Source organism: Streptomyces zagrosensis (assembly GCF_014203645.1).
In the GTDB taxonomy this organism is placed as follows: domain Bacteria; phylum Actinomycetota; class Actinomycetes; order Streptomycetales; family Streptomycetaceae; genus Streptomyces; species Streptomyces zagrosensis.
Window position 1 is genome coordinate 24,045 of sequence record NZ_JACHJL010000033.1, and the last position, 20,038, is coordinate 44,082.

Annotated in this window: 22 protein-coding genes; 5 read left to right on the plus strand and 17 right to left on the minus strand. The window is 68.5% G+C overall.

Going from position 1 to position 20,038, the window contains the following annotated elements:
• The first annotated feature begins 1 nt into the window (after position 1).
• A complete protein-coding gene (locus FHS42_RS34210; protein WP_184579963.1) occupies positions 2-1,273 on the plus strand; it encodes an MFS transporter in 1,272 nt (423 codons plus the stop codon).
• Positions 1,274-1,468: 195 nt separating this feature from the next.
• Here the strand turns inward: FHS42_RS34210 and FHS42_RS34215 are convergent, their stop codons facing one another.
• The 15 genes from FHS42_RS34215 to FHS42_RS34285 form a co-directional block, all read right to left on the minus strand.
• Positions 1,469-1,729, minus strand: a complete 261-nt coding sequence (locus FHS42_RS34215; protein WP_184579914.1) for a hypothetical protein — start codon at positions 1,727-1,729, stop codon at positions 1,469-1,471.
• Positions 1,726-1,947: a hypothetical protein gene (locus tag FHS42_RS34220; protein ID WP_184579916.1), complete on the minus strand. Its 222-nt coding sequence runs from the start codon at positions 1,945-1,947 to the stop codon at positions 1,726-1,728. The genes FHS42_RS34215 and FHS42_RS34220 overlap by 4 nt, the downstream gene beginning before the upstream one ends.
• Before the next feature lie 38 nt (positions 1,948-1,985).
• Complete coding sequence (locus FHS42_RS34225) at positions 1,986-2,828, minus strand: peptidoglycan-binding protein (protein ID WP_184579918.1); 843 nt, start codon at positions 2,826-2,828, stop codon at positions 1,986-1,988.
• A 10-nt stretch (positions 2,829-2,838) separates the two neighbouring features.
• Positions 2,839-3,063, minus strand: a complete 225-nt coding sequence (locus FHS42_RS34230) for a hypothetical protein (RefSeq protein ID WP_184579920.1) — start codon at positions 3,061-3,063, stop codon at positions 2,839-2,841.
• A gap of 15 nt (positions 3,064-3,078) precedes the next feature.
• Complete coding sequence (locus FHS42_RS34235) at positions 3,079-3,696, minus strand: hypothetical protein (protein WP_184579922.1); 618 nt, start codon at positions 3,694-3,696, stop codon at positions 3,079-3,081.
• On the minus strand, positions 3,696-6,104 hold the full coding sequence (locus tag FHS42_RS34240; RefSeq protein ID WP_184579924.1) for a hypothetical protein: 2,409 nt from the start codon (positions 6,102-6,104) through the stop codon (positions 3,696-3,698). Before FHS42_RS34240 ends, FHS42_RS34235 begins: the two co-directional genes overlap by 1 nt.
• Positions 6,091-6,942, minus strand: coding sequence for a hypothetical protein (locus FHS42_RS34245; RefSeq protein ID WP_184579926.1), 852 nt, complete (start codon positions 6,940-6,942; stop codon positions 6,091-6,093). Before FHS42_RS34245 ends, FHS42_RS34240 begins: the two co-directional genes overlap by 14 nt.
• A 4-nt stretch (positions 6,943-6,946) precedes the next feature.
• A complete protein-coding gene (locus tag FHS42_RS34250; RefSeq protein WP_184579928.1) occupies positions 6,947-8,065 on the minus strand; it encodes a hypothetical protein in 1,119 nt (372 codons plus the stop codon).
• Between the two features lie 7 nt (positions 8,066-8,072).
• Complete coding sequence (locus FHS42_RS34255; protein WP_184579929.1) at positions 8,073-8,705, minus strand: hypothetical protein; 633 nt, start codon at positions 8,703-8,705, stop codon at positions 8,073-8,075.
• Between the two features lie 327 nt (positions 8,706-9,032).
• Positions 9,033-9,383, minus strand: coding sequence for a hypothetical protein (locus FHS42_RS34260; protein WP_184579931.1), 351 nt, complete (start codon positions 9,381-9,383; stop codon positions 9,033-9,035).
• A 65-nt stretch (positions 9,384-9,448) separates the two neighbouring features.
• Positions 9,449-9,739: a hypothetical protein gene (locus tag FHS42_RS34265; RefSeq protein WP_184579933.1), complete on the minus strand. Its 291-nt coding sequence runs from the start codon at positions 9,737-9,739 to the stop codon at positions 9,449-9,451.
• Positions 9,740-9,835: 96 nt separating this feature from the next.
• A complete protein-coding gene (locus FHS42_RS34270) occupies positions 9,836-10,411 on the minus strand; it encodes a phage tail tube protein (protein ID WP_184579935.1) in 576 nt (191 codons plus the stop codon).
• An 88-nt stretch (positions 10,412-10,499) separates the two neighbouring features.
• Positions 10,500-10,907 (minus strand): phage tail termination protein, encoded by a 408-nt coding sequence (locus FHS42_RS34275; protein ID WP_184579937.1) that lies wholly within the window; start codon positions 10,905-10,907, stop codon positions 10,500-10,502.
• 340 nt (positions 10,908-11,247) lie between these two features.
• Positions 11,248-11,469: a MerR family transcriptional regulator gene (locus tag FHS42_RS34280; protein WP_184579939.1), complete on the minus strand. Its 222-nt coding sequence runs from the start codon at positions 11,467-11,469 to the stop codon at positions 11,248-11,250.
• Complete coding sequence (locus FHS42_RS34285) at positions 11,469-12,206, minus strand: hypothetical protein (protein ID WP_184579942.1); 738 nt, start codon at positions 12,204-12,206, stop codon at positions 11,469-11,471. The genes FHS42_RS34280 and FHS42_RS34285 overlap by 1 nt, the downstream gene beginning before the upstream one ends.
• 264 nt (positions 12,207-12,470) lie before the next feature.
• Here FHS42_RS34285 and FHS42_RS34290 point away from each other — a divergent pair, with 264 nt between their 5' ends.
• The 3 genes from FHS42_RS34290 (at position 12,471) to FHS42_RS34300 (ending at position 14,059) form a co-directional block, all read left to right on the plus strand.
• Positions 12,471-12,917, plus strand: coding sequence for a helix-turn-helix domain-containing protein (locus FHS42_RS34290; protein ID WP_184579944.1), 447 nt, complete (start codon positions 12,471-12,473; stop codon positions 12,915-12,917).
• 147 nt (positions 12,918-13,064) lie between these two features.
• Complete coding sequence (locus FHS42_RS34295) at positions 13,065-13,490, plus strand: hypothetical protein (RefSeq protein ID WP_184579946.1); 426 nt, start codon at positions 13,065-13,067, stop codon at positions 13,488-13,490.
• Between the two features lie 146 nt (positions 13,491-13,636).
• Positions 13,637-14,059, plus strand: a complete 423-nt coding sequence (locus FHS42_RS34300; RefSeq protein WP_184579948.1) for a hypothetical protein — start codon at positions 13,637-13,639, stop codon at positions 14,057-14,059.
• Between the two features lie 994 nt (positions 14,060-15,053).
• On the opposite strand, the gene FHS42_RS34305 is transcribed toward FHS42_RS34300, so the two are convergent.
• Both FHS42_RS34305 and FHS42_RS34310 read right to left on the minus strand, forming a co-directional pair.
• Positions 15,054-15,773, minus strand: a complete 720-nt coding sequence (locus FHS42_RS34305; RefSeq protein ID WP_184579950.1) for a DUF4097 family beta strand repeat-containing protein — start codon at positions 15,771-15,773, stop codon at positions 15,054-15,056.
• A gap of 13 nt (positions 15,774-15,786) precedes the next feature.
• Positions 15,787-17,628 (minus strand): AfsR/SARP family transcriptional regulator, encoded by a 1,842-nt coding sequence (locus FHS42_RS34310; RefSeq protein WP_184579952.1) that lies wholly within the window; start codon positions 17,626-17,628, stop codon positions 15,787-15,789.
• 439 nt (positions 17,629-18,067) lie between these two features.
• Between FHS42_RS34310 and FHS42_RS34315 the strand changes: the two genes are divergently transcribed.
• Positions 18,068-20,002: an AfsR/SARP family transcriptional regulator gene (locus FHS42_RS34315; RefSeq protein WP_184579954.1), complete on the plus strand. Its 1,935-nt coding sequence runs from the start codon at positions 18,068-18,070 to the stop codon at positions 20,000-20,002.
• The last annotated feature ends 36 nt before the right edge of the window (positions 20,003-20,038 follow it).

Genomic DNA, 20,038 nt, shown 5'->3' on the forward strand with positions numbered 1-20,038 from the left:
CATGGTGGGTGCCCGCGACGACTTCCGTAGAACCCTGCTGGCGATCGCAGCGCTGTTTTGCGTGCTGGGCTTCCAGTACGCCACCTGGGCCTCGCGGCTCCCCGCAATCAAGGCGGACCTCGACCTGACCGAGGCCCAACTGGGCCTGCTCCTGATGGCCGCGGGCGTCGGCGCGGCGGCGTCCTTCCCGCTGGTCGCCGTCCTGACCCGGCGCCTGGGCTCCAAGCGCCTAGCGATCTTCTCGGCCCTGTTCTTGGCCCTGGTCCTCCTTGGCCTGGCCGCCGCTCCCAACTACCCCATCGCCCTTGCCGTCATGTGCTGCGACGGCCTGGCGGTCGGCTGCCTGAACGTCGCCATGAACGCACAAGGCGCGGCCCTGGAATCGCGCTACCAACGCACCGCCATGGCCAAGCTGCACGCCGTCTTCAGCGCCGGCTCCCTGGGCGCCGCGCTCCTGGCCTCCGGCATGAACGCGCTGACCTCATCCGTCACAGCACACTTCGCCGCGGGCACCGCCCTCATCATCCTGCTGGTCGCCGCAGCCCAACCGGGCCTCCTACCGGAGGAACACCCCGCGGACCAGGACACATCGCTCGTGGTCGAGGACCACCACACCCCCCAAGACGCGGATCACCCACAACAAGAAACCCAGAAAAAGCCCCGCGGCATGTCCCTGCCATCCCGGCTGACGCTGTGGATGGGGTGCGCCATGGCGTTCGGCACAGTGACCGAGGGCGCCATGAACGACTGGTCGGCGCTCTACCTCAAGGACGTAACCCACGCTTCCTCGCAGATCGCACCGCTTGGCATCGCCGTGGTCTCGGTCATGATGGTGCTGGCCCGCCTCTTCGCCGACGGCTGGCGCGCCCGCTGGGGCGACGCCCGCGTCGTACGCACCGGAAGCATCCTGGCCGGCACGGGCCTGGCCATCGCCCTGCTCACCGGCGGCGTCGTCCCCGCCCTGATCGGCTTCGCCTGCGTGGGCCTGGGCATAGCGGCGGTCACCCCCTGCATCTACGTAGCCGCGGCCCGCCAAGGCCCCCAAGCCCTGGCCCTGGTCGCCGCCACCGGCACCACGGGCCTGCTGGCCGGCCCACCCGTCATCGGCTTCATCGCCGGCGGCAGCAGCCTGACCTGGGGCATGGGCGCGGTAGCAGCCTCAGCAGCCCTGGTCGCCGTCTGCGCCACCCAAATTCGCTGGCCCAGCTTGGAGGAGGGGCATGGGGAGGGGGAGGCGGCTACCTCGAAGGAGCGCAGCGCAGAGGAGGTCTGAGCTGAGCTGACGGTGAGCCGTCACGGCCCTCTCGCCTGGCCAGGGTCTACGCCTGCTGAGCCCGGGCGATCGTCCCCCAACGACAACAGCGGCTCCCAAGACCACCATCAGGTCTTGGGAGCCGCCGCCATGCACGGGCTCAAAATAAACCAACAACATGTCGTCAAAAACGGCTCGGGCCTCTTCCTCGAGGCATCAGCCGCCCAACGTGCCGTAGACAGCGATCGCCAGGGCCAGCAGCCCCGTCAGAGCGGCAACCGAAGGCAGCGGCCAGCGGAAGCGTTCCAAGGCATCGATGCGGTTCTCGTGTTCGCTCAGGATCTTGTCGGTCTGGTCGGCGCGTTGCAGGAGCAGCGCGAGGTCGCCGCGGGTGGTGGCGAAGCCCACGTCGACCGAGCGGCGCAGGCGCTCCAGTTCGAGAGCCACGCCCAGCCCGCCTTGGGAGTCGGTCGTCACCCGGCGGCCTCCTCCTCGCCAGCCGCCGAGCGGCGGAGCCAGGCAGGTAGCAGCGCGTCCACGGCGCCCAGCGACATCACCTTGGTGAAGAGGGTGGCCACCGCGAGTGCGGCGGCAGCTCCGGGCACCGCCGCCTCAACGAGCAGCGGTAGGGCAGCGGCCAGCGCGAGGCCGGTCTGGACGAGAGTGCGGATCGTACGGCGGTTGGCGTCGGTCATCTTGGTGTCTCCTCGCGGTCCGAGCGCGTGCCCTCCGGTCAGGCGCGGGGCACACGGAGCTTGTCCCAGCTGGTGCGGCCGGGGATGCCGTCGGCTTCCGTGTCGGTGAAGCCGAGCTTGCGTTGCCAGGCGGCGTACGAGCGTTGGTCTGCGGTGGTCCAGGCCGGCCCGGGGCCTGCCTCGTACCGACCACAGCCCTGAGCGACGAGCCGCTTGCCCATGGCGGTGATGACCGCGCTGCGTCGGCCGGCGGTGAAGTACGCGGCGCCAGGGAACGGCTCGTACGAGATGGGCCTGGCAGCGCCGAGCCGAGTGGCGATCCGGGCGCGCATGCCCGGCATCGAGAAACTCGGGTCGATCTTCCGCGTGGTCCACTCCTTGTGGCCGATGACATGGCCGGCACCCCAGCCGTGCGTTCGGCACAGGGCGGCGGCCAGCCGCTCGACCGCCGCGAGCTGCGCGTCGGGGTAAGGGTCGCGGCCGTTGCCGAGGTTTTCGATCTCGAAGCCGTAGAAACGGGCGTTGCCGTCGACCGCGTCCGGGCCGGGCCGGGCGGGCAGCGCGGTGCCGCCGCGCACGGCGTCGTAAACGGCGCGGGAGCCGTTTCCGGCATGGTTGGTGCGGCCGTAGCCGACCAGGTGGACGGTGCCATCTTTGGCGATGACGCCGATACACAGCGGGCCAGGGAGATCGGCGGTGCCGGCGCGGCAGAAGCCGACGCTGGCGGACCCGGCGGTGTGATGCAGCAGCACACCATCGACCGGGCCCCACGGGCCTTTGTGGTTGCGGTTGTGGGTGCGCCAGCCGTTGTGTTCGACGACGCGGACCCCTTCGCCAAGCAGTGCGTCGAGAAATCTCTGCGCACTCGTGGGAGCAGTCATCGGAAACTCCTCACCGGTCGGGGCCGTACGCAGCCGCAGCCGGGACCAACAGGGGGATGGAACTGCTGTTGCGGTCCCCGCTCGAGCTGATCGGGCCGGCGACGCCCACCGGCTCGGGGTCGCGGCGCGCCAGGTGTGTGGCCAGGTGCCGGGCCAAGGTGTCCGCGAGCTGCGTCAGCTGCTCCGGGGTGAGGACGACGGGTGTCGGTAGCGGCTCGGAAGTGGTCTCGCTCATCACGGGTCCTTTGGATCAGTCGAGGAAGAAGAAGGCGTTGTCGGGCAGGCCGATGTGGGTGTAGCCGGCCACGGTGTGCTGCCCGAGGTTCTTCACCAGCCCGCCGGTGGTGATCTCCAGTCGGGTGGTGCCGTGCTCGTTGTAGTTGGCGGTCGTGGCCTCCTGGCAGACCGCGGCGAAGCTGGCCGCCGAGGCGGGGCGGCACCCGGCCGGGAGGGTCAGCAGCGTGGTGTTGCGGGGGATGACCGTGGCGGCCGTGCCGTGGGAGATCCAGCCGCGCAGATGGACCCGGTTGTCGATCTTCCGGTACTGCGCCGGGGGGTGGGCGGCCGACCCGGTGATCCCGGTCACGTACCCGGACGCCGGGGTGAGGGGCAGCCAGCCGGTGTCGGTCGGTGAGTGGACGCTGACCCACCCGGACCCGTTGTGGAGGGTGAGCAGACCGGGCTTGGCCAGCCAGGCGACCATGCCGGCCTGTGGTGAGGTCACCTTGGCCGTGCGGTCGGCGTCGTCGTCGAAGCGCAGCACGGTGCGGCCGTCCACGGCCTGGGCCAGGGACCGTAGATGGGCTGGGATATCGGCGGTGTCGGTGGGTTGCGGGTAGGGCAGCGCACCCAGGGGTGTGGTGAGCATCAGCTGTGGTCCTTCAAGGTGGCGTAGGTGATCGTGGCGAGGGCGGCGAGCGTGGTGTGGGCGGCGGCCACCTCCGCGTAGGTGCGCAGGCGCCAGTACTCCGGGTCGGTCGGCGGGTCGGTGTCCAGCCAGTAGCCCATTGGCGAGCCGTTGTGTTCGGTGCCGCGCAGGGTGAGGGTCTGCTGCACCGAGCCCCCGGCCGCGCAGCTGGTACGGATGCCGATCACCCAGGCGAGGGCTTCGAAGCTGGCGCCGGCCTGGTCGATGACGCGCACCACGTCCCCGAGTTGGATGCGCGGGTCGTAGAGCACCTCAACATCGCTGAGCACCGGCACCGGATTGCGCCCCGCGGCGAGCATCGTGTCGGCGAGTGCCTGGGCGACGGTCGCGGACTGCACCCATTCGCTGGCTTCGGCGTCGTACTGCTGGAGTCCGTAGTACCGCCGACTGTCGGCGTTCCAGCTGGCCTTGTGGCGCTGCACCGGCTCGCCTTTGGGCCTGACCGGTGCGATCACCACCGACGGCTTGCCGTCCTTGGTGGTGGTCCAGACGGTCTTTTTGCCCTGGTTGGTGAAGCGCAGGATGTACATCCCGCCCTCGCGGCGGGCGGTGACCACGACCGTGCCCTTCACGGATGCGCCGCCGCTGACGCCCTCCACGTAGCCGTCGCCGAAGCGGACGCGGCTACCGCCGGGGATATCTCCGAAGTCGTAGATCACCGGCGGCCCGACGTCGAACTCGTCCTCCGCCACGGTGTAGCCGACTTCCAGGCTGCGTCCCGGATCGATCCGCCGGACGGCGGTGTCCTTGGCCTCCTCGCTGAAGTCGAAGCCCCGGCCGGCCCAGTCCTGGTAGGGCTGCTCGCAGTAGTTGCGGCAGGCGTCGATCTCCTCCGATACGGTGAGGGCGGCGATCTCCCGGCGCGATGAGACGGTCAGGTCGGGCGTGGTCGGCTGGGTCTGGAAGCGGTTCGCATTGCGCCACCGGAACACGCCCCGCTCATCGAACTCCGCGGTGGACATGCTGGCCTTGGCGATGGAGCTGATCGCGTCCCACTGGGAACCGGACACCTTGGGGATGGCGTAGAGCGGCAGGACAGGATCGTCCAGCTCCACGGACTTGACCCAGGTACCGGTCCGGTCGAAGTCCTCCTTCGTCATCCCAGGCGACACCCGGGTGGTGACCTGGAGGGCCTCGACGGCGACGCTGGTCTTCAGATCGAGCTGAAGCAACTCACTGTTCCACAGGCTCGCGACCAGGTCGGTGTACTCGGCCACGGCGCCGGCGAGTCGAGTGCCGTCCGGGGCCACAAGGAACGGTTTGACCTTCGGCAGAATCTGGTAACCGGTCCCCGAGACATCGATCAGCATGCCGATGTGCCAGGCGCCCTTGAGCGCGGCGAGCAGCGGCCACTTCCAGGCGAACCACCTGTTATCGTCGCTGTCGCCGGAGCCGATGAAGACCACTCCTGCCGCGAAGTCGACGTAGAGTGTGATAAAGCTCGACCCCTCGCCCATTTCATCCAGGACCAGGGTGAGGTCGACCGTGTCCCCCGGGCCGAGGCCGCTGTTGACGTGGGCCTCGACGAGCAGCCGGTCGTCGCTGGGGACGATCACCCGGCTGCGTGGCATCCACGAGGCGGTCAACCCGCGCTCTTTCGGCACCAGCGCCATGGCGTGGGGAGCGCCCTCGCGCACATAGGTGTACTGGTCCGTAGCCGGTACAAGGTGCGGGTGGCCGTACGTGGAATTCAGCCCGCCATGCAGTGAGGCGTAGAAGATGGTGAACGGGTCGTAGTCCCCGCGGCCGGTGATCTTGTCGATCTCATCCGCGTTGGGGGCGCGGGGCGGTGGACAGCTGTGCACCCCGCCCTGACGCAAAAGCTCGTCCACACACCAGGTGGCGGAGGCGATCTGCTGGTTTCCCACGGACCCGCTGTACGGGTTGTTCAGCGCGGCGGGGCCACGCAGCCGCTCGGCCCCGTCCAGTGCGCTTACCTTGACGGTGTCGCTACCGGAGAGCGCGGACCGGGACCGCAGCGTGCCGCGGAAGGCAGGCAGGTCGATGCCGTTCACACCTGCGGTGTGGACCACCGTCTGCCCCGGGCGCAGGGCGTCGCCGGGCCAGCGGTTGGCCCAGGGGGAGTAGAGCTGCGGTGCGCTCAGGGCGTCCGTGCCGGAGATCTCCAGCTCCAACTGGGCCGAGGCACTACCCGCGAAGGCCCGCATGGCGTTGGGCAGATCCGTGTTGTAGGAGCGCTCCAGGGTCCACGACTGGAGGCGGCTTCCCACGGTGGCCTCGGTGAAGAACTCGTCGCCGATGGTCATGCCGCCGAGGCGGGTGGTGTGGCTGGGGGTGCGGTCGCCCCCAGCCAGTGTCCTGGCGAGGTCGTCGTTACCGGACTGCACCGTTCACCTCCACCAGATCGACCGACATGTTCCGGTACGGCAGGCGGGGCGCCGGTGTGTCGGTGTAGGAGGTGACCGCCATGGCGGGGCATCCGTCACCTGGCATGTCCCGGCGGGCGGGCTCGCCGATCGTCAGGCACGCGCCGATGAAGTCCACCAGCGTCTTCGCGACTCCGGGCTTACCGGCGGGAGTGACGAATACCGCCCCGCCCGGCGCGGTGCCGGTGACGGTCGGGCCGGCGCTGGTGCTGCTGGAAAGGTATTCACCGGACGCGTCCTTCCAGTCCAGTTGGGCGACCGCGGTGCCGAGGTGCTCCCAGTACGACGGCAGCAGCCAGGACACATTCATCCCGGACTTGACGGGCCAACCCGGCCAGGTGCCGTGCCGCCAGCCGAGAACGGTCTCGGCGGTACTGGCGGTGGCGCCGACGCTGTCGTGGTGGCGCTCGTACGCCGCCGTTCCGGACACCGTGAACCACCCCTGCTCGGCGTCCCTGGGACCACAGCGGCCGGTGGACTGCAAAGCGCCGAGCAGATTGCCGGCGGCGGGGTCGATGAAGGCGATCGGCCCGGGGGAGTCGGCGTCCGGGCTCCAGGGCCCGTAACTGGTGATGCGGCGGGCCAGCCCATCGAGGTGGCGGGCGTCTTCGAGGGTCAGCCACTCCCAGGAGAGCTTGGCCCGGCGAGGGGTGTAGCGGGTGCGGGACAGAGTGACGGTCCCGTCGAGGGACCGGAATTCACTCATCCCGAGGTCGGCGGTGCGGTCCCACGAACGAGCGGCCTGCGTGATCTCACGCAGGCCGCTTCCGGGGGTTCCGATCCACAGGTTTCTGGTCACGCGCTCACCTCCGTGCGAGCTGGCGCTGTCCGACGAGGACGGCGCGGGCGATGGTCTGGGAATCGACCTGGACGTGTACGGGGCGCTCCGCGAGTCGTTCCACGGCCTGGACGAGGCGGTGGAGGGCGGCGCCGGAGGCGGGACCGCCCTGGCCGAACATCCGCTCCAACTTGCTCAGCGGCAGGACGGCCTCGGCCTCGCCGGCCTCGCCGATGAGCGCCAACGTGCCGCCGGTGCGTGCCTCGACGAGGCCGCCCTGGGCGAGGGCGGGGATGTTGGGCAACTTGGGGATGTCGAGCCCGAAGCTCCTGCCGCCATACTTCGGAACCCAGTCCGGGATGCTGACCTTGATCCCGTTGAGACCGCCGATGGCGCCATTGAGGGCGATGATCATGCCTCTGATGGGCGTGGTGTAGAGGTTCACCGCCATCTTGAGGAGCGGCTTGATGAAGTTGATCATGCTTGAGGTGGCGCTGGAGATAGCCTTCATCGCGGCCGAGAAGCCCCTTTTGGCCACCGCGACGACCTTGTCCATGTTGATGAACTGCGCGATGAGCGGCGCCAAGAGCGCCATGACGAGCCCGAACGGGCTGGCCGCCATCGTCAGGTTGAGTGCCTTTTGCGCCAGGTTGGCCCCCTTCAGACCCTTGCCGAGGCCACCCATGGACTTCCCGGTACGGTCGGCCCCCTTGCCGGCCTTGCCGACCGACCTCTCGACGGCGTCGGCCTGCCGCTTGACGTTCTGGAGCTCGCCCTTGGCCCGGTGCGCCGCGCCCTTCAGCTTGTCCAGCGACTTCGTCAGCCTGTCCGCCCCGCCGCGTGCCTTCCCGATCCCCCCATCGGCGTTCCGTGCTGCCGTCTTCACCTTGTCCAGGCCGCCGCCGCTCTGCGTGGCAGAGGTCTTCAACTTCCCGAGCGAGGCGTGCAGCTTGTCCGCGTCGCCCTTCATCTTCTTCAGCGCCGGAGCAACCTGCCCGGCGGACGTTTTGACCTTCCCTACCGCGCCGGACGCGTCCCCGGACGACTTACGCAACCGCCCTACAGCGGTCGCTGTCTGGCCTATCGCGAGACGGAAAGGTTTCAGGCTTGCGGTGGCATTGCTGAGAGCCTGTTTCAAACTCATGGGTTGGTCACCCCAGTCCAATCGTCATGGCCAGCTCCCGCGCTTCACCGTTGAGAGCATCCAATTTGAGGCTAAGATCCACGAACGATTCCTTGCTCTCGCTGTGCGCCTTTTCCACAGCTTTCGCATCTCGGTCGGCATTGAACTTCAACGAGAGGATTTTGTCATAGTTTCTCTGAGCTTTCTCCCGGGCCTTCGACGCCGACCGGAGGTCACGCTCCGCCTGCGCCTTGGCGGTTGCGAGATTATGTTCGGAATACAGGCTGCCGGAATGACGTGCGGAACTGGCGAGCTGTTCCTGTCGGCGCTTCACGATTTTGACGCTTCGAGTCGCTTCATTGGCGGTATCTTGAACCTTTTTTACACGCTTAAGGAATTCCTTTTCCGCAGCAGCCTCCTTCTCTCCGGTATTCCGTGCGTGAGGCCACGTCCACCATTGCTTACCGAGAAACGTCACGCCCTTCTCGTCGACCTTGACTATTGCTAGATCTGCCTTGAGAACAGTGAGGCCAGTACTCACAATCGCCAGCCCGATTTTCAGGCCCTCAACGGTGGTGGAAATCCCGTTCAGTTTTTTCTTGTGTGCGTCATACTGCTCACCTTTCCATAGATATAGAACGTCATCATCCTTCGCAGCCACGACTTTTCGCCCCTTTCTCAATCTGCTACTTGCGCTTCTGACACTGCTTGGGTTAATGGATTAGCCCAAGCCATCCCCATGACGGATCTCAGGTGGGTGGGTACAGTCGTGCCGATTATTTCCACACCATTACTCGCATGGTTCGGAATCTGTCCGCTGGCGTTGGAACACCACCTTCGCGTAACTGACATAAAGCCGCATAAATTTGTCGCTCCTACTACCCCAGCGACATTCCGTACCACGCTCCCTTCGCATTCCTCACGGTGTGCGAGGAAATCGGCCATGCATCACCGACACGATGCGGCTCACGTCGCGGCTTTCGCCTCCTCAGGAGAAAAAGCGGGTGAGTTGGACGGTGCTGGGGTTCTGCGAGGCCGTTTCGGCAACCGGCGTTTCGGCAGGAGGCGCTTCGGCCGCAGCGGATTCGTCGCCGGGGCGGGGAGTGGGCTGGGGGTAGTCCAGCGGTTCGGAGTCCTCGTCACGGTTGACGGTGGCGAACATCCAGTTGGACTCGGCCAGGTGGTCGACCGCGGCGGCAAGAAGGTAGTCCGTCACGGACCAGCCCGCCGCGTCGCCGTGGATCTCATGCAGGGTCGCGCTGTCGCGTGGCAGGTGCTTGACCAGCACCGCGAGCCGGCGGGAGGTGAGCCGGCCGCGGTGCCAGTCGAGCAGATCCACGCCGTAGTGGCGGAGCAGGTCCGCCTCAAGGGCCTCGGCGTGTTCGTCGATGAACGCGCCGAGGCTCAGCCTTCCCCCAAGGCGAGCCCGGTCTCCTTGCCGTAAGCCTCCAAGATCGCCGCGATGTCCTGCATCGTCACCTCGTGGCGGTCGAAGCGGTCGAACTGCCGCTTGCCGAGCAGCAGCCGCAGCAGGCCGTCGACGTCGTTGTCGTCCAGGTCGCGCAGGTTACGGGCGGCGGCGCGGGTGAGCTCGGTGGGGAGTTCGAAAACATCTTTGTCGAGGGTGAAGGTCCAGGAACGGCCGAGCGCCTCCAGGCGCTGGGCGCGGGCGGCGCCGACGTCGAAACTAGCCATGGCGATTCCATCTCCTGAGGTGTGCGGTGCAGCGTGGGGTGCGGGGTGCGGGAAAGGCCCGGGGCCGGCAGCTGGGCGCTCCCGGCCCCGGGGTGATCAGACGGCGCTGTACGACGGGTCCTTCATCAGGAAGGTCGCCAGCGGCTTGGTGTTGTCCACCGCCAGCGCGGTGAAGGTGACACCGAGCTTGATCGAGGCGGTACGGGTGAGCGACAGCTCCTCGGTCTCGGTGACCTGGCCGCGCGAGATGACGAAGCGGTAGGTGATGTCCTTGCCGTCGCTGAACTCGATGCCCAGCGCCTTCTCGTTGAACTTGGGGTCGGCGGCCAGTTCGTACTTGTAGATGCCCGAGCTGGTCGCCGTCTCCGCGAGGGTGTCGCCACCCATGAAGAAGGGGAGCGTGTCCTCGTTCAGCTGGAGCAGCTGGAACTTCACGGTCAGGTCGCGGTCGGAGTAGATGAACCGGGCCGGGCTGACCGACTGCCAGGTCTCGACCGGGTCCAGCTTGTCCTTCTTGGAGAGCTTGATGCCGTCCTGCGAGGTGAAGCCGAGATCCTTCCAACCAGCCGCCCAGGCGGCGGAGGTGTCGGCCGGCGCGACGGTGCCGACCGGGGCGACGAGGATTCGGCCGGTCCCGGCGACGCGGATCTCGGAAGCATTGGTGCCTGCCATGTGAACTCCTGTGATGTGTGCGTGGACATGACGAAGGCCCCGCCGGGCGGCAGGGCCTGAGCAAGGGCGAGCGCGCGTGGAAGGCGGCTCAGATGGGGCGGATGTGCAGCCGCACCGTGGAGAGGTAGCGGTTGGCGGCCGACCGGTTCCAGTCGGGCAGCCAGCGCGGGCCGTCTGCCTCGACCACGTCGGAGACGTAAGCCGTGCCGTAGGTGGTGCCGCGCAGCGCGACGAGGGCGGACCGGGCCGCGAGTGCCAGGCCGTGGGCGGCGGTCTTGGTCGGACCGTAGACCTCCAGATCGACCAGGGGCTGGTCGAGGCGTAGGTCGTCGACCCAGGCGCCACCGGCTCGGGAGACCAGGATGACGGGCTGCGTGCCGGTGAAACCGGCCGGCGGGACGTTATCGACGGTGGCGGCGTCCAGTTCGGGCCGGGCGTCGAGGAAGTTGACGACGAGTCGTTCGACATCGGGGAAGGTGATCGGCGGGTCGGCCAAGGCGGGCTCCGTTCACGCAGAAGCGAGCAGTAGCGGAGAAGCGGCTCCGCCGTACCGTGCGCACGGCCTCCGTGCGAATGGAGGTGTTGGCCGTGCGCACGGTCGGCGGCGGGGGCCGCCCCACAGGAAACGGCGAGGCCGTTCCCCTGGTGTGGGGCACAGCTCCGCCGCTGCACCAACTGTGACAGGTTGCGACCGCGAGCGCAACCTGTTCTCTGGTGCGAGCCAGAAGGCCCTCGCGCTGGGCGTGGTGATCCCGGCGTCCCACTGCGGCGGAACATGCACGTTGGCCCGTGCACCGAAGGTGCACGGGCCAACGTGGGAGAGACCGGCGTAGAGGTCAGGTGTTCACCGGGGATCGATCGCCGCGGAATGCCGCACGTTCGGCGGCGAAGACGTCCTCCAGGCGGAACAGGTGTTTCGTGCCCAGACGGCCCGCCGCGGTGAGGCGGCCAAGTTGGACCCACTTGCGGATGGTCGCGGGCACCACACCCGCTTCGTTGGCGGCGATCACGCCGGTCACCAGGGCCGGGCATGCCGGGAGAGCCATCGGGAGCGACATCAGGCGTCACCCGCTTCGGCGTCGTTGACGAGGGCGGCTATCGAAGCCGCGTCGGCGCCGGACACGGCGGCGAGTCGCGCCCAGGCGGTCTCCGCCCACGAGTGACGGTGTCCGGGGTTCGTGGCGCAGGGGCAGTCCTGCTCGGTGCAGCGGCAGCCGGGGTTGACGCAGAGCACCGCCCGCCAGGCCGGGAACGCCCGCAGTGAGACCGAGTCGCACCAGGGGCAGCGGCCGGTAACCCGTACCAGCGCTTCCGCATCGCCCAGGGCGGCTCCACAGCGCCGCGCCATGCGGCGGGACTCGTCGAGTACGTGCTGAGCCAGGGCGGGGTGTTGGGCGACCTGGTCGAGGAGCCGGGTGAGGCGGCGCAGCCGGTCCGGGACCGCGGCTCGGGGCGGGCGGCCGAGACGCAGCTTGTCCCGTACGGCTTCTTCGAGTTCGACGACGCCGTCGGTGATGTCCCGGATGGCGTCGGAGACGCGCAGGTTGATCGGGGCCGCGCCACCACCGATGGGCGATAGGCCGTGCTGTTCGTTCCACAGGATGTCGGCGCGGTCCGCGCGGTCACGGTCGGCGCGTGCCTGGCGGGCGGCAGGGCTCCTGGGCGCGCTGGGCCTGGTGGCCGTGGAGGGACGGCCGGGGACGAGCTCCTCCAGCAATTCCGGGAACTGGCGCCGGAGGACGTCGATCCACAAGGTGGCGCGGGCTGCGTGCTGGGTGGCGAGGTCTGTGGTCATGAGCACCTTCCGATCCGGGGCCGCGCGATGAGGAAGCAGGTCTTTTGCCGCACGCTCTGACGGTGCGCGCTCGCACATCGTGCTTTGTTGCGCACTCGCGCGCAACCACTTTGGGTGTATCACTAGTCACTCAGGCTTCCCGAGTCACTTCACCAACGGTCAACTGACGCCCATACGAGACCCTCCACGATTGCGCGCGCGTGAGTGCTCATTTCGTGCGCGAGCGCGCGGTATCTTGTGCTCGCGAATGGAGGGAATCCGCTTATGCACAGCGACGCAGAACACATCGAGACCTTCGCTGCCTGGGTCGAGGGACTCATGCGCGAGCAGGGTTACGACATCGACAGCCCGCGGGGAGGCGGGAAGTCCAGGCTCGCCGTGGACGCCGGCGTCCACAGGGCGGCCGTCACCAGGCTGCTCCAACGGCAGAGCATGCCCGACCTCGACACCATGCGCGGCCTGTCCAAGGCGCTGCGGGTACCGGTGAGGGAGGTCCTGATCCGGTCAGGGAGACTCACCGAAGACGATCTACCGAGTCTGCCTGGGTACGCTGCTGAGGGTGCTTCCACCGGACATCGGATGTCCGCCGAGCAGGCGGCCGATGCCATGGGGGTCCCGGCAGAAATGCGGGAGGTGTTCGTCCGGGTGGCGGAACAGTTCACGCCGCGACAGCCGGAGGACAAGGGGTTAGACATACGCGCCACGGGCTGAGCTACCGGTGCCGTGGCTTGGAGGGCAGGGGCCTTGGCAAGTGACGACAGCCCGAAGGACGACCACGAGGGAGGTACCCGGCGAGGTGAAAATGATGGGAGCTCGCCGGATTGCCGGTCCCCGCGCCCGCCGGGGCTCGACCCCGGCATGTCCGATGGCGGCTCCGCTCTCCAGGCCCTGCCGGCGCAGCAGGTCCAGAACCTCGTCATGAGCCTCGTGCAGGCGACGCTTCCGGATGATCTGATGGTAGTCACCCAGTCAGAGATCGAGGCGATGAAATTACGCGCCTACGCGCACGGTTGGCAGGACGGCATGCGGCGAGAGTCTCCGGCCGAACCACCGGCGCAGCCCCCGTCCGCCGTGGAGAAGGCGAAGCCCCCGGACGCCGCCGTCTTCTCGTTTCCCCAGCCATTACCCCTGGTGGCCGCCGCCGACACCGCGAGGCAGGGCCTGCTGATGCCCCATCGGCTCAGGCGCTCGGCCCGTGCGGAGCGGGAAGTTCCGACACCGCGGCCCCCTCAGCAGTCCGGCGCCGGACCGCCTGCCGGACTACCCGCCGAAGACTCGCGCTGAACGCGCGGCGTATGCCGTCGGCGCCTGTCGGCCAGTGGCAGGGCCACGACCGCCGGAAGACGCTACGCGTACCCATGTCAGTGGCACCCCCTATGGTCATCGATACCAGAGATCCGATGCGAAAGGTGCGGGGGGTGGGGGACGGCATGACAGTACGCAGTGAGGCGGCACACACTCCGGAACAGAGAAACGAAGGCCAGGGCCAGCCCGCCTCGTCGGACGGTACGGCAGCCCCGCAGCCTCTGCGGAAGGCGAACGTCCGGCGCGAGGTCGACGAGCTCGTGCGGGCTTCCATCCCGGAGGGCCTGCTGATGGCTTCGCGGTCAGAGATCGAGGCCATCCAGGCCCGCGCTTACGCCCAGGGCTGGCGGGACAGCGTCGCGCACCGTGCGGAATCCTCGGCCCGGGAACGCGAGGAGAGCCGGCTTCCGCCCTTTCACGGGCTGCACGACCAGTTCACGCCCGTCACGCATGACTACGCGGAAAAATCCGAGGAGGCGGCGTCGGGCGCCAAGGTCATCCGCTTCCTCCACTCCCGGCAACGCCGCGGCCATCCGTACACCGCCTGACGAATAGTCTCGCCGGGCCGGCAGTAGGCCGTCCACCCAGCTGACAAGGGCCTACCGCCCACCCATTCGGCAGCGCACAGAAGGCGGTGCCGCGGCACGCTGCGCTAGCCACGTAGGTCAACGAAGGTGCCGGCCGTTGGGGGACGGCCCGTACGGCACGGGCTCGAGGGGTGTAGCCCAACTACCGTCGATGGCCGACTCCACGGCGACAGGTCGAAAGAGCGCCCGACGGCGACACGGGCAGCCGGTTCCGGTCGTTGTCCAGCACGTGGCCTTCCTCTGGGCGGGGATGTCGAACGACGACATAACACGGCAGGGCTCCGGCTCGGAGCACCATTTCAGCCAAGCTCCGTAATCGGGCGATCCGTTGCGGACGCGCACCTAAACCCTCCCTTTGGTCGGCCGGCTCTCTGACGCACAGGTAGTTGGCCACTCGGGGTGATGCCTGCGGTCCCCGCCCCATATCCCGGGCCCCCACCAGTCTTCTCCGCTTGGTTCCCCGCCTCCTCCCACTCCCCAGGCTCGGAGGAAATGCACTCGCGGACACCAGCCCCACCTGTGCACACCGCTGCCGCGGCACTGGGGATCGGCGTACTCATCTACGACGCCCACTTGCACTTCGCCAACTAGGGCTCACGGCGCCTGATGTTGCACCTGCACACCACGCTGCTGCCCGCCCTCGGCCCCGAACCGTACTGCGCGGAGGACACCTTGACCTGCCGGACCAGGAAAGGGCACCCGCTGCTCGACTTGGCCCACGAGACCGAGGACGGCGGCGAGTGGAACGCCGACCCACCTTCACCCTCGCCTCCTTCGCCACCCTGCGCACCGGGCCCGCCAGCGGAGCGACGGGCCCGGGGCAAGCGGGGCCGGGGCAAGCGGGGCCGGGGCAAGCGGGGCCGGGGCAAGCGGGGCCGGGGCGAGCGGGGCCGGGGCGAGCGGGGCCGGGGCGAGCGGGGCCGGGCCCGCGGGCGAGCGCCTGGCCCCGCTCGCGTCACGACGTGAGCGACACGTTGCCACCCACCGCGCGCAGCTTGATGGTGCGGGCAGAGCCGGGGTCGGTGGTCACCGACACCTTGCTCTTGCCTCCCGCCGACTTCGCGTCCACGGCGTAGGAGGCTGTGGAGGGCACGATGACCGACACATTGCCGCCGTTGGTGTCCACGTCGACCTTGCCGGGTGCCTTGGTGAAGTTCCCTGTCATCTCACCACCGGAGACCTTGGCCACCAGGCTCTTCCCCGCGAGTTTGTCGGCCCGCAGGGAACCGCCCGTGGTGTGCGCCTCGACGGCACCGGCCAGGTTCTTCAGCTTGATGCTCCCTCCGCGTTCCACCAGCCGCACCGACAACAGCGTGCTGGGCACCTTCACCTGGTAGGTCATATCGCAGTCGGAATCGTCGATGGGGCCGCAGTCGGGGCCCGCGGAGAGCGACAGCCTCCCGTCGGATACCTGACGGCCGGTCTTCGGCCTGTCCCCCGTATACGTGATCGTCTCGGTGACGCGCACGGTGGTGCCCGAGTCGCCGGTCACCTCCATGTCACCGCCGGAAGCCTCGATGGAGAGCGCGGTCACCTTGTCGGAGACGGTGAACGAGCGGGTGTCGGTCTCCTGGTTGCTCGCCGCTCCGCCCTCGCAGCCGGTCAGTAGCGCGCCGCTCAGGACGGCCGCCGCCACGGTCGCGAAGCAGGATCGGGTCAGGGGTAAGGGGTTCAACTGATCTCCTGAGTTACTTCGCCGCGTGCGCGCAAAGGCGAGGGACGGAGGGCGTGGTGTTGTTGGGGTGGCCTTGGGTTGCCGCGTAGAGCCGCACCAGCTCATGGCAGTGATACTGCAGCCGGCCTTCCCGGTCGACGCCGCTGATCTCCAGCAGCGCCGCGTCGACCAGGCTCTCCAGCCCGACCTCGGCCTCGGCCTCCGAGGTACCGCACCGAGTCGCCGCCCAGAGTACGGAGAAGGGGCCGGTGCCGACCCCGCCGAGAGTGGCCAGCATGGAACGGGCGCCGCGGTCGAGCAACCGCATTGAGCGCAGCAGGACTTCGCTCACGCTCAGGTCGCCGAAGCTCAGTTCGGCCAGCCGGTCCCACGGGTCGGCCAGCCGGCGCGCGAGCCAGGCGGCGGGCCAGTGGGGTCTCGATGCCAGCCGGGCCCCGACGATTCGCAGCGCGAGGGGCAGTCCGGCGCAGTAGGCGACCAGGTCGGCGGCGGCATCCCGGTCGGCGGCGATACGGGGCCGGTCCGCCGCCGAGGCGAGCAGGTCCATCGCATCGTCGTCGTCGAGCGGGGGGAGGGCGATGGTGCATGCCCCTGCCACCCGGGCCAGTTGGGTGTGGCAGGTCACCAGGACCGCGGCCTCGGCGCTGCCCGGCAACAGCGGGTCCAGCTGAAGCTCGCTGACAGCATTGTCCAGAACGATCAGCAGACGCTTGCCCGACGTACGGGTGCGGTAGAGGCGGACCAGTTCCTCCAGGTCGTCCGGGGCCGTCCGGCTCCCGTCGAGAGCGGGCTCACCCAGTGCCCTCAGCAGCACGACGAGGACATCGCACGCGTCTCTCGGCGCCCCGTCGGTGCCGCGCAGGTCCACGTACAGCTGGCCGTCCGGATAGCATCCGGCACTGGCGTGCGCGGCATGCACGGCTAGGGCCGTCTTGCCGATGCCCGCCATCCCGGTGAGGAGAAACCGCCGCGATCGCCAAGAGTTGGTGTCGCCGGTCGGCGCGATCATCGAGGTGAGCACGGCCAGTTCGGCGCGGCGGCCGATGAAGTCGTCGATGTCGGGCGGCAGCATCGCCGGTACTTCCGGGTACCGTCCCGAGGTGATCGGAGCGGGCGACTCCAGGCCCAGTTCGCCGCCGAGTACGGCCTGGTAGGTGAGGACGAGGGCGGCGCCCGGGTCCACGCCGAGCTGCTCGGCGAGCACCTTGCGGCCCTCGTGGTAGGTGAGCAGCGCGTCGGCCTGCCGGCCGCACCGGTAGAGCGCGGTCATCAGCTGGGCGCGCAGCCGTTCGTGGGTGGGTAGCTGGGCGACCAGTGCGGTGAGTTCGCCGGTGACCTGCTCGTGCCTGCCGAGCGCGAGGTCCGCGTCGATGCGGTTCTCCAGGGTGCGGGTGCGTGCCTCTTCGAGCGGTTGCCGCTCCACGTCCTGCAGGTGCTCGGTGGCATTGGCCAGCGCGGGCCCCTGCCACAGGTCCAGGGCCGCGCGCAGCAGTTCACCCGCCCGCTCGAAATCCTTTCGCTGTAGGCAGTCCCGGCCCTGCTGCGCCAGCTCCTCGAACCGGTGGAGGTCGGTACGGCTACTGTTCGCGACGAAGCGGTAGCCCGGCTGCTGCCGGACGATCTCCACCTCGTCCCCGAGATGCTTACGCAGCCGGGATATGTAGGTGTAGATCTGCGCGTTGGCCGTGGCGGGCGGGTCCCAGCCCCAAAGCAGCGCGCTGAGCCGCGCGTCCGAGACGACCCGCCCCCGGGCGAGGAGCAGAGCGGCCAGGACTGTATGCACTTTCGAACCGGACAACGCGACCCGGTCATCACCGTGCCACGCCTCGACTGGTCCCAGGATTCGCAATTCCATACATCGCCCCGTTCAGTGGTCACACCATGTGTGCTGCTCCTGAAGGTAGGAGAGCCGCCTTTCGTGCGGCTATCACTTCGATTTCGGTCCCGCCCGCGCTCCCTGGTGGGAAGGGGGGCGGAGATCGGCACGTGGGGCGTCCATACGTCAACTTCAGTAGTCCCAGCAGCACTTACGGCCGCCCCACGCCGTGTGATACACGTCACACTCGATTATCAAGGCGAAATGGAACCCGTATCGAGCAACCACAAAAGCCCCGTTCACCCATGCCGCCGAGATCTTCCACGACCCCAATGCAATTCGCATGGCAATCGCATTGGATGGTCATCTCCCCTCAATACGTTCGACGCTGGATCTACCGGTCGGTAGGGGTTCACAATGAGGCTCCCTCGATAACACTCGGGGGATGTGTTGGTCAACGGGGGAAGGACTAGGCACGATGAAACAGGCTGTCTTCAGACTTCTTGGACCACTGGACGTTCGGATCGACGGGGAGCCGGTCAAGCTCGGGGGGCCACGCCATCGCACCATTCTTTCCATGCTGCTGCTGACCCCAGGTCAGACAGTCTCGGTGGACGCACTCACCGAGGCCGTATGGCCGAGCGGTGCTCCCGCCACGGCGCGTAACCAGATCGCCATCTGCGTGGCCGGCCTGCGAAAACTGTTCAAGGACGCGGCAGGGGAAGGTGAGTTGATCACCACCTCACACCCCGGCTACGTCATCAATACCCTCGAACACCTCCTCGACATCACGGGCTACGAGAATCTGGTGAGCCGGGCGCGGGAGGCCCTCCGCAAGGGGCAGACCGCTGAGGCCTGCGACCTCTTCGCCGAGGCACTAGCGCTGTGGCGCGGCCGGGCCCTGGACGGAGTCACCGGGCAGCGCATCGAAGAGGAGGTCACCCGGCTGGAGGAAACGCACCTCGACGTGTGCGAGGAGCACGCGGGACTGCGGCTCCAGCTGTACGGCCCGCAGCCACTGATCGCGGAACTCACCACTCTGGTGACGGAACACCCCTTGCGGGAACGGGCCAGAGCCCATCTGATCCTGGCCCACTACCGGGCCGGACGCAGGGCCGAGGCTCTTGAGGTCTTCCGCGAGGGCCGCGACCTGATGGTGCGGCAGCTGGGGATCGAACCGGGGCCCGCGCTACGGGGACTGCACGATCTCGTACTGCAGGACGCGCCGGAGCTGGGCGGGCCGACCGCCGATCCCCATGCCACTCCGCCCGGCCAAGTGCCGGCCGAACTCCCGGCGGCGCCTGCCTCATTCACCGGCCGGGTCGCGGAACTCGCGGCGCTCAACCGGATGCTGGACGAGCGGGCCGGCCGGGTCCCGCTGGCCGTGGCCGCGATCAGCGGCGTCGCCGGGATCGGGAAGACGGCGCTGGCCATCCACTGGGCGGAGCGGGTCGCCGAGCGCTTTCCGGACGGGCAACTCTTCGCCGACCTGCATGGATTCGACGAACGCAACGCACTCATCTCGCCCTTCGCCACACTCGACCGGTTTCTCCGTGCTCTCGGCGTGCCCGCGTCCCGGATACCCGCCGACCTGGTCGGTCGGTCGGCGCTCTTCCGCAGTGTGCTCGACGGGAAGCGGGTACTGATCGTGCTGGACAACGTCCGGTCGTTCCACCAGATCCGTCCGCTGATGCCCGGCAACGGCCGCTGCTGTGTGGTGATCACCGACCGTGAGCGCATCGAGGATCTGATCACCCACTACACCGTCCTGCAAATCGGGCTCAACGCGATGGCTCCCGCGGAAGCACCGCTGTTACTCGCCAAGCTCGCCGGCGAAGGGCGGATCGGTTCCGATCCGGCTGCTGCCCTGCGGCTGGGCGAACTCTGCGACCGGCTTCCGCTGGCCCTGCAGATAGCCGGTGCCCGGCTCGTCTCCAAGCCTCACTGGTCCGTACAGCATCTGACCAACCGGCTTGTGGACCCGGCCCGGCGCATGAACGAACTAAGCCCAGGTCAGGGTGGAGTACGGGCCGGGTTCGGGCTCAGTTACCGGGCTCTGCCGGCCGCCGGCCGCCGGCTCTTTAGGCGGCTCGGTCTGCTGAGCACGTCCGACTTCGAGTCGTGGGCCAGCGCCGCCGTACTCGACACAGACCAGGTGGATGCCGAGAGCCTCATGGAGAGACTCGTCGATGCCCGCCTGGTCGAGGTCGGGCCGGGGTCGGACCCTCACACCATGCGCTACCGGTTCCAGGATCTGATGCGGATTTTCGCCCGGGAACGCGCGGAGGCCGAGGAGAGCGCGGAGGAACGCCGGGCCGTGCTGGAGCGCTACCAGCAGCGGCTGGCCGAGGTCCGCGGACGCGGCGTGGCAGGGCCGTCACTGACCTGCCACGCGGGTGGAACACCGGGCTGAAGAACACCGCGTCGGACCGTGGCCGGGGCTGCCCTG

Bases quoted from the DNA above. Each gene is read 5' to 3' on its own strand.
- FHS42_RS34210 (WP_184579963.1), top strand. From the start codon at position 2: ATGGTGGGTGCCCGCGACGACTTCCGTAGAACCCTGCTGGCGATCGCA.
- FHS42_RS34220 (WP_184579916.1), bottom strand. From the start codon at position 1,947: ATGACCGACGCCAACCGCCGTACGATCCGCACTCTCGTCCAGACCGGC.
- FHS42_RS34225 (WP_184579918.1), bottom strand. From the start codon at position 2,828: ATGACTGCTCCCACGAGTGCGCAGAGATTTCTCGACGCACTGCTTGGC.
- FHS42_RS34230 (WP_184579920.1), bottom strand. From the start codon at position 3,063: ATGAGCGAGACCACTTCCGAGCCGCTACCGACACCCGTCGTCCTCACC.
- FHS42_RS34235 (WP_184579922.1), bottom strand. From the start codon at position 3,696: ATGCTCACCACACCCCTGGGTGCGCTGCCCTACCCGCAACCCACCGAC.
- FHS42_RS34250 (WP_184579928.1), bottom strand. From the start codon at position 8,065: ATGAGTTTGAAACAGGCTCTCAGCAATGCCACCGCAAGCCTGAAACCT.
- FHS42_RS34265 (WP_184579933.1), bottom strand. From the start codon at position 9,739: ATGGCTAGTTTCGACGTCGGCGCCGCCCGCGCCCAGCGCCTGGAGGCG.
- FHS42_RS34270 (WP_184579935.1), bottom strand. From the start codon at position 10,411: ATGGCAGGCACCAATGCTTCCGAGATCCGCGTCGCCGGGACCGGCCGA.
- FHS42_RS34280 (WP_184579939.1), bottom strand. From the start codon at position 11,469: ATGTCGCTCCCGATGGCTCTCCCGGCATGCCCGGCCCTGGTGACCGGC.
- FHS42_RS34285 (WP_184579942.1), bottom strand. From the start codon at position 12,206: ATGACCACAGACCTCGCCACCCAGCACGCAGCCCGCGCCACCTTGTGG.
- FHS42_RS34290 (WP_184579944.1), top strand. From the start codon at position 12,471: ATGCACAGCGACGCAGAACACATCGAGACCTTCGCTGCCTGGGTCGAG.
- FHS42_RS34295 (WP_184579946.1), top strand. From the start codon at position 13,065: ATGTCCGATGGCGGCTCCGCTCTCCAGGCCCTGCCGGCGCAGCAGGTC.
- FHS42_RS34300 (WP_184579948.1), top strand. From the start codon at position 13,637: ATGACAGTACGCAGTGAGGCGGCACACACTCCGGAACAGAGAAACGAA.
- FHS42_RS34310 (WP_184579952.1), bottom strand. From the start codon at position 17,628: ATGGAATTGCGAATCCTGGGACCAGTCGAGGCGTGGCACGGTGATGAC.
- FHS42_RS34315 (WP_184579954.1), top strand. From the start codon at position 18,068: ATGAAACAGGCTGTCTTCAGACTTCTTGGACCACTGGACGTTCGGATC.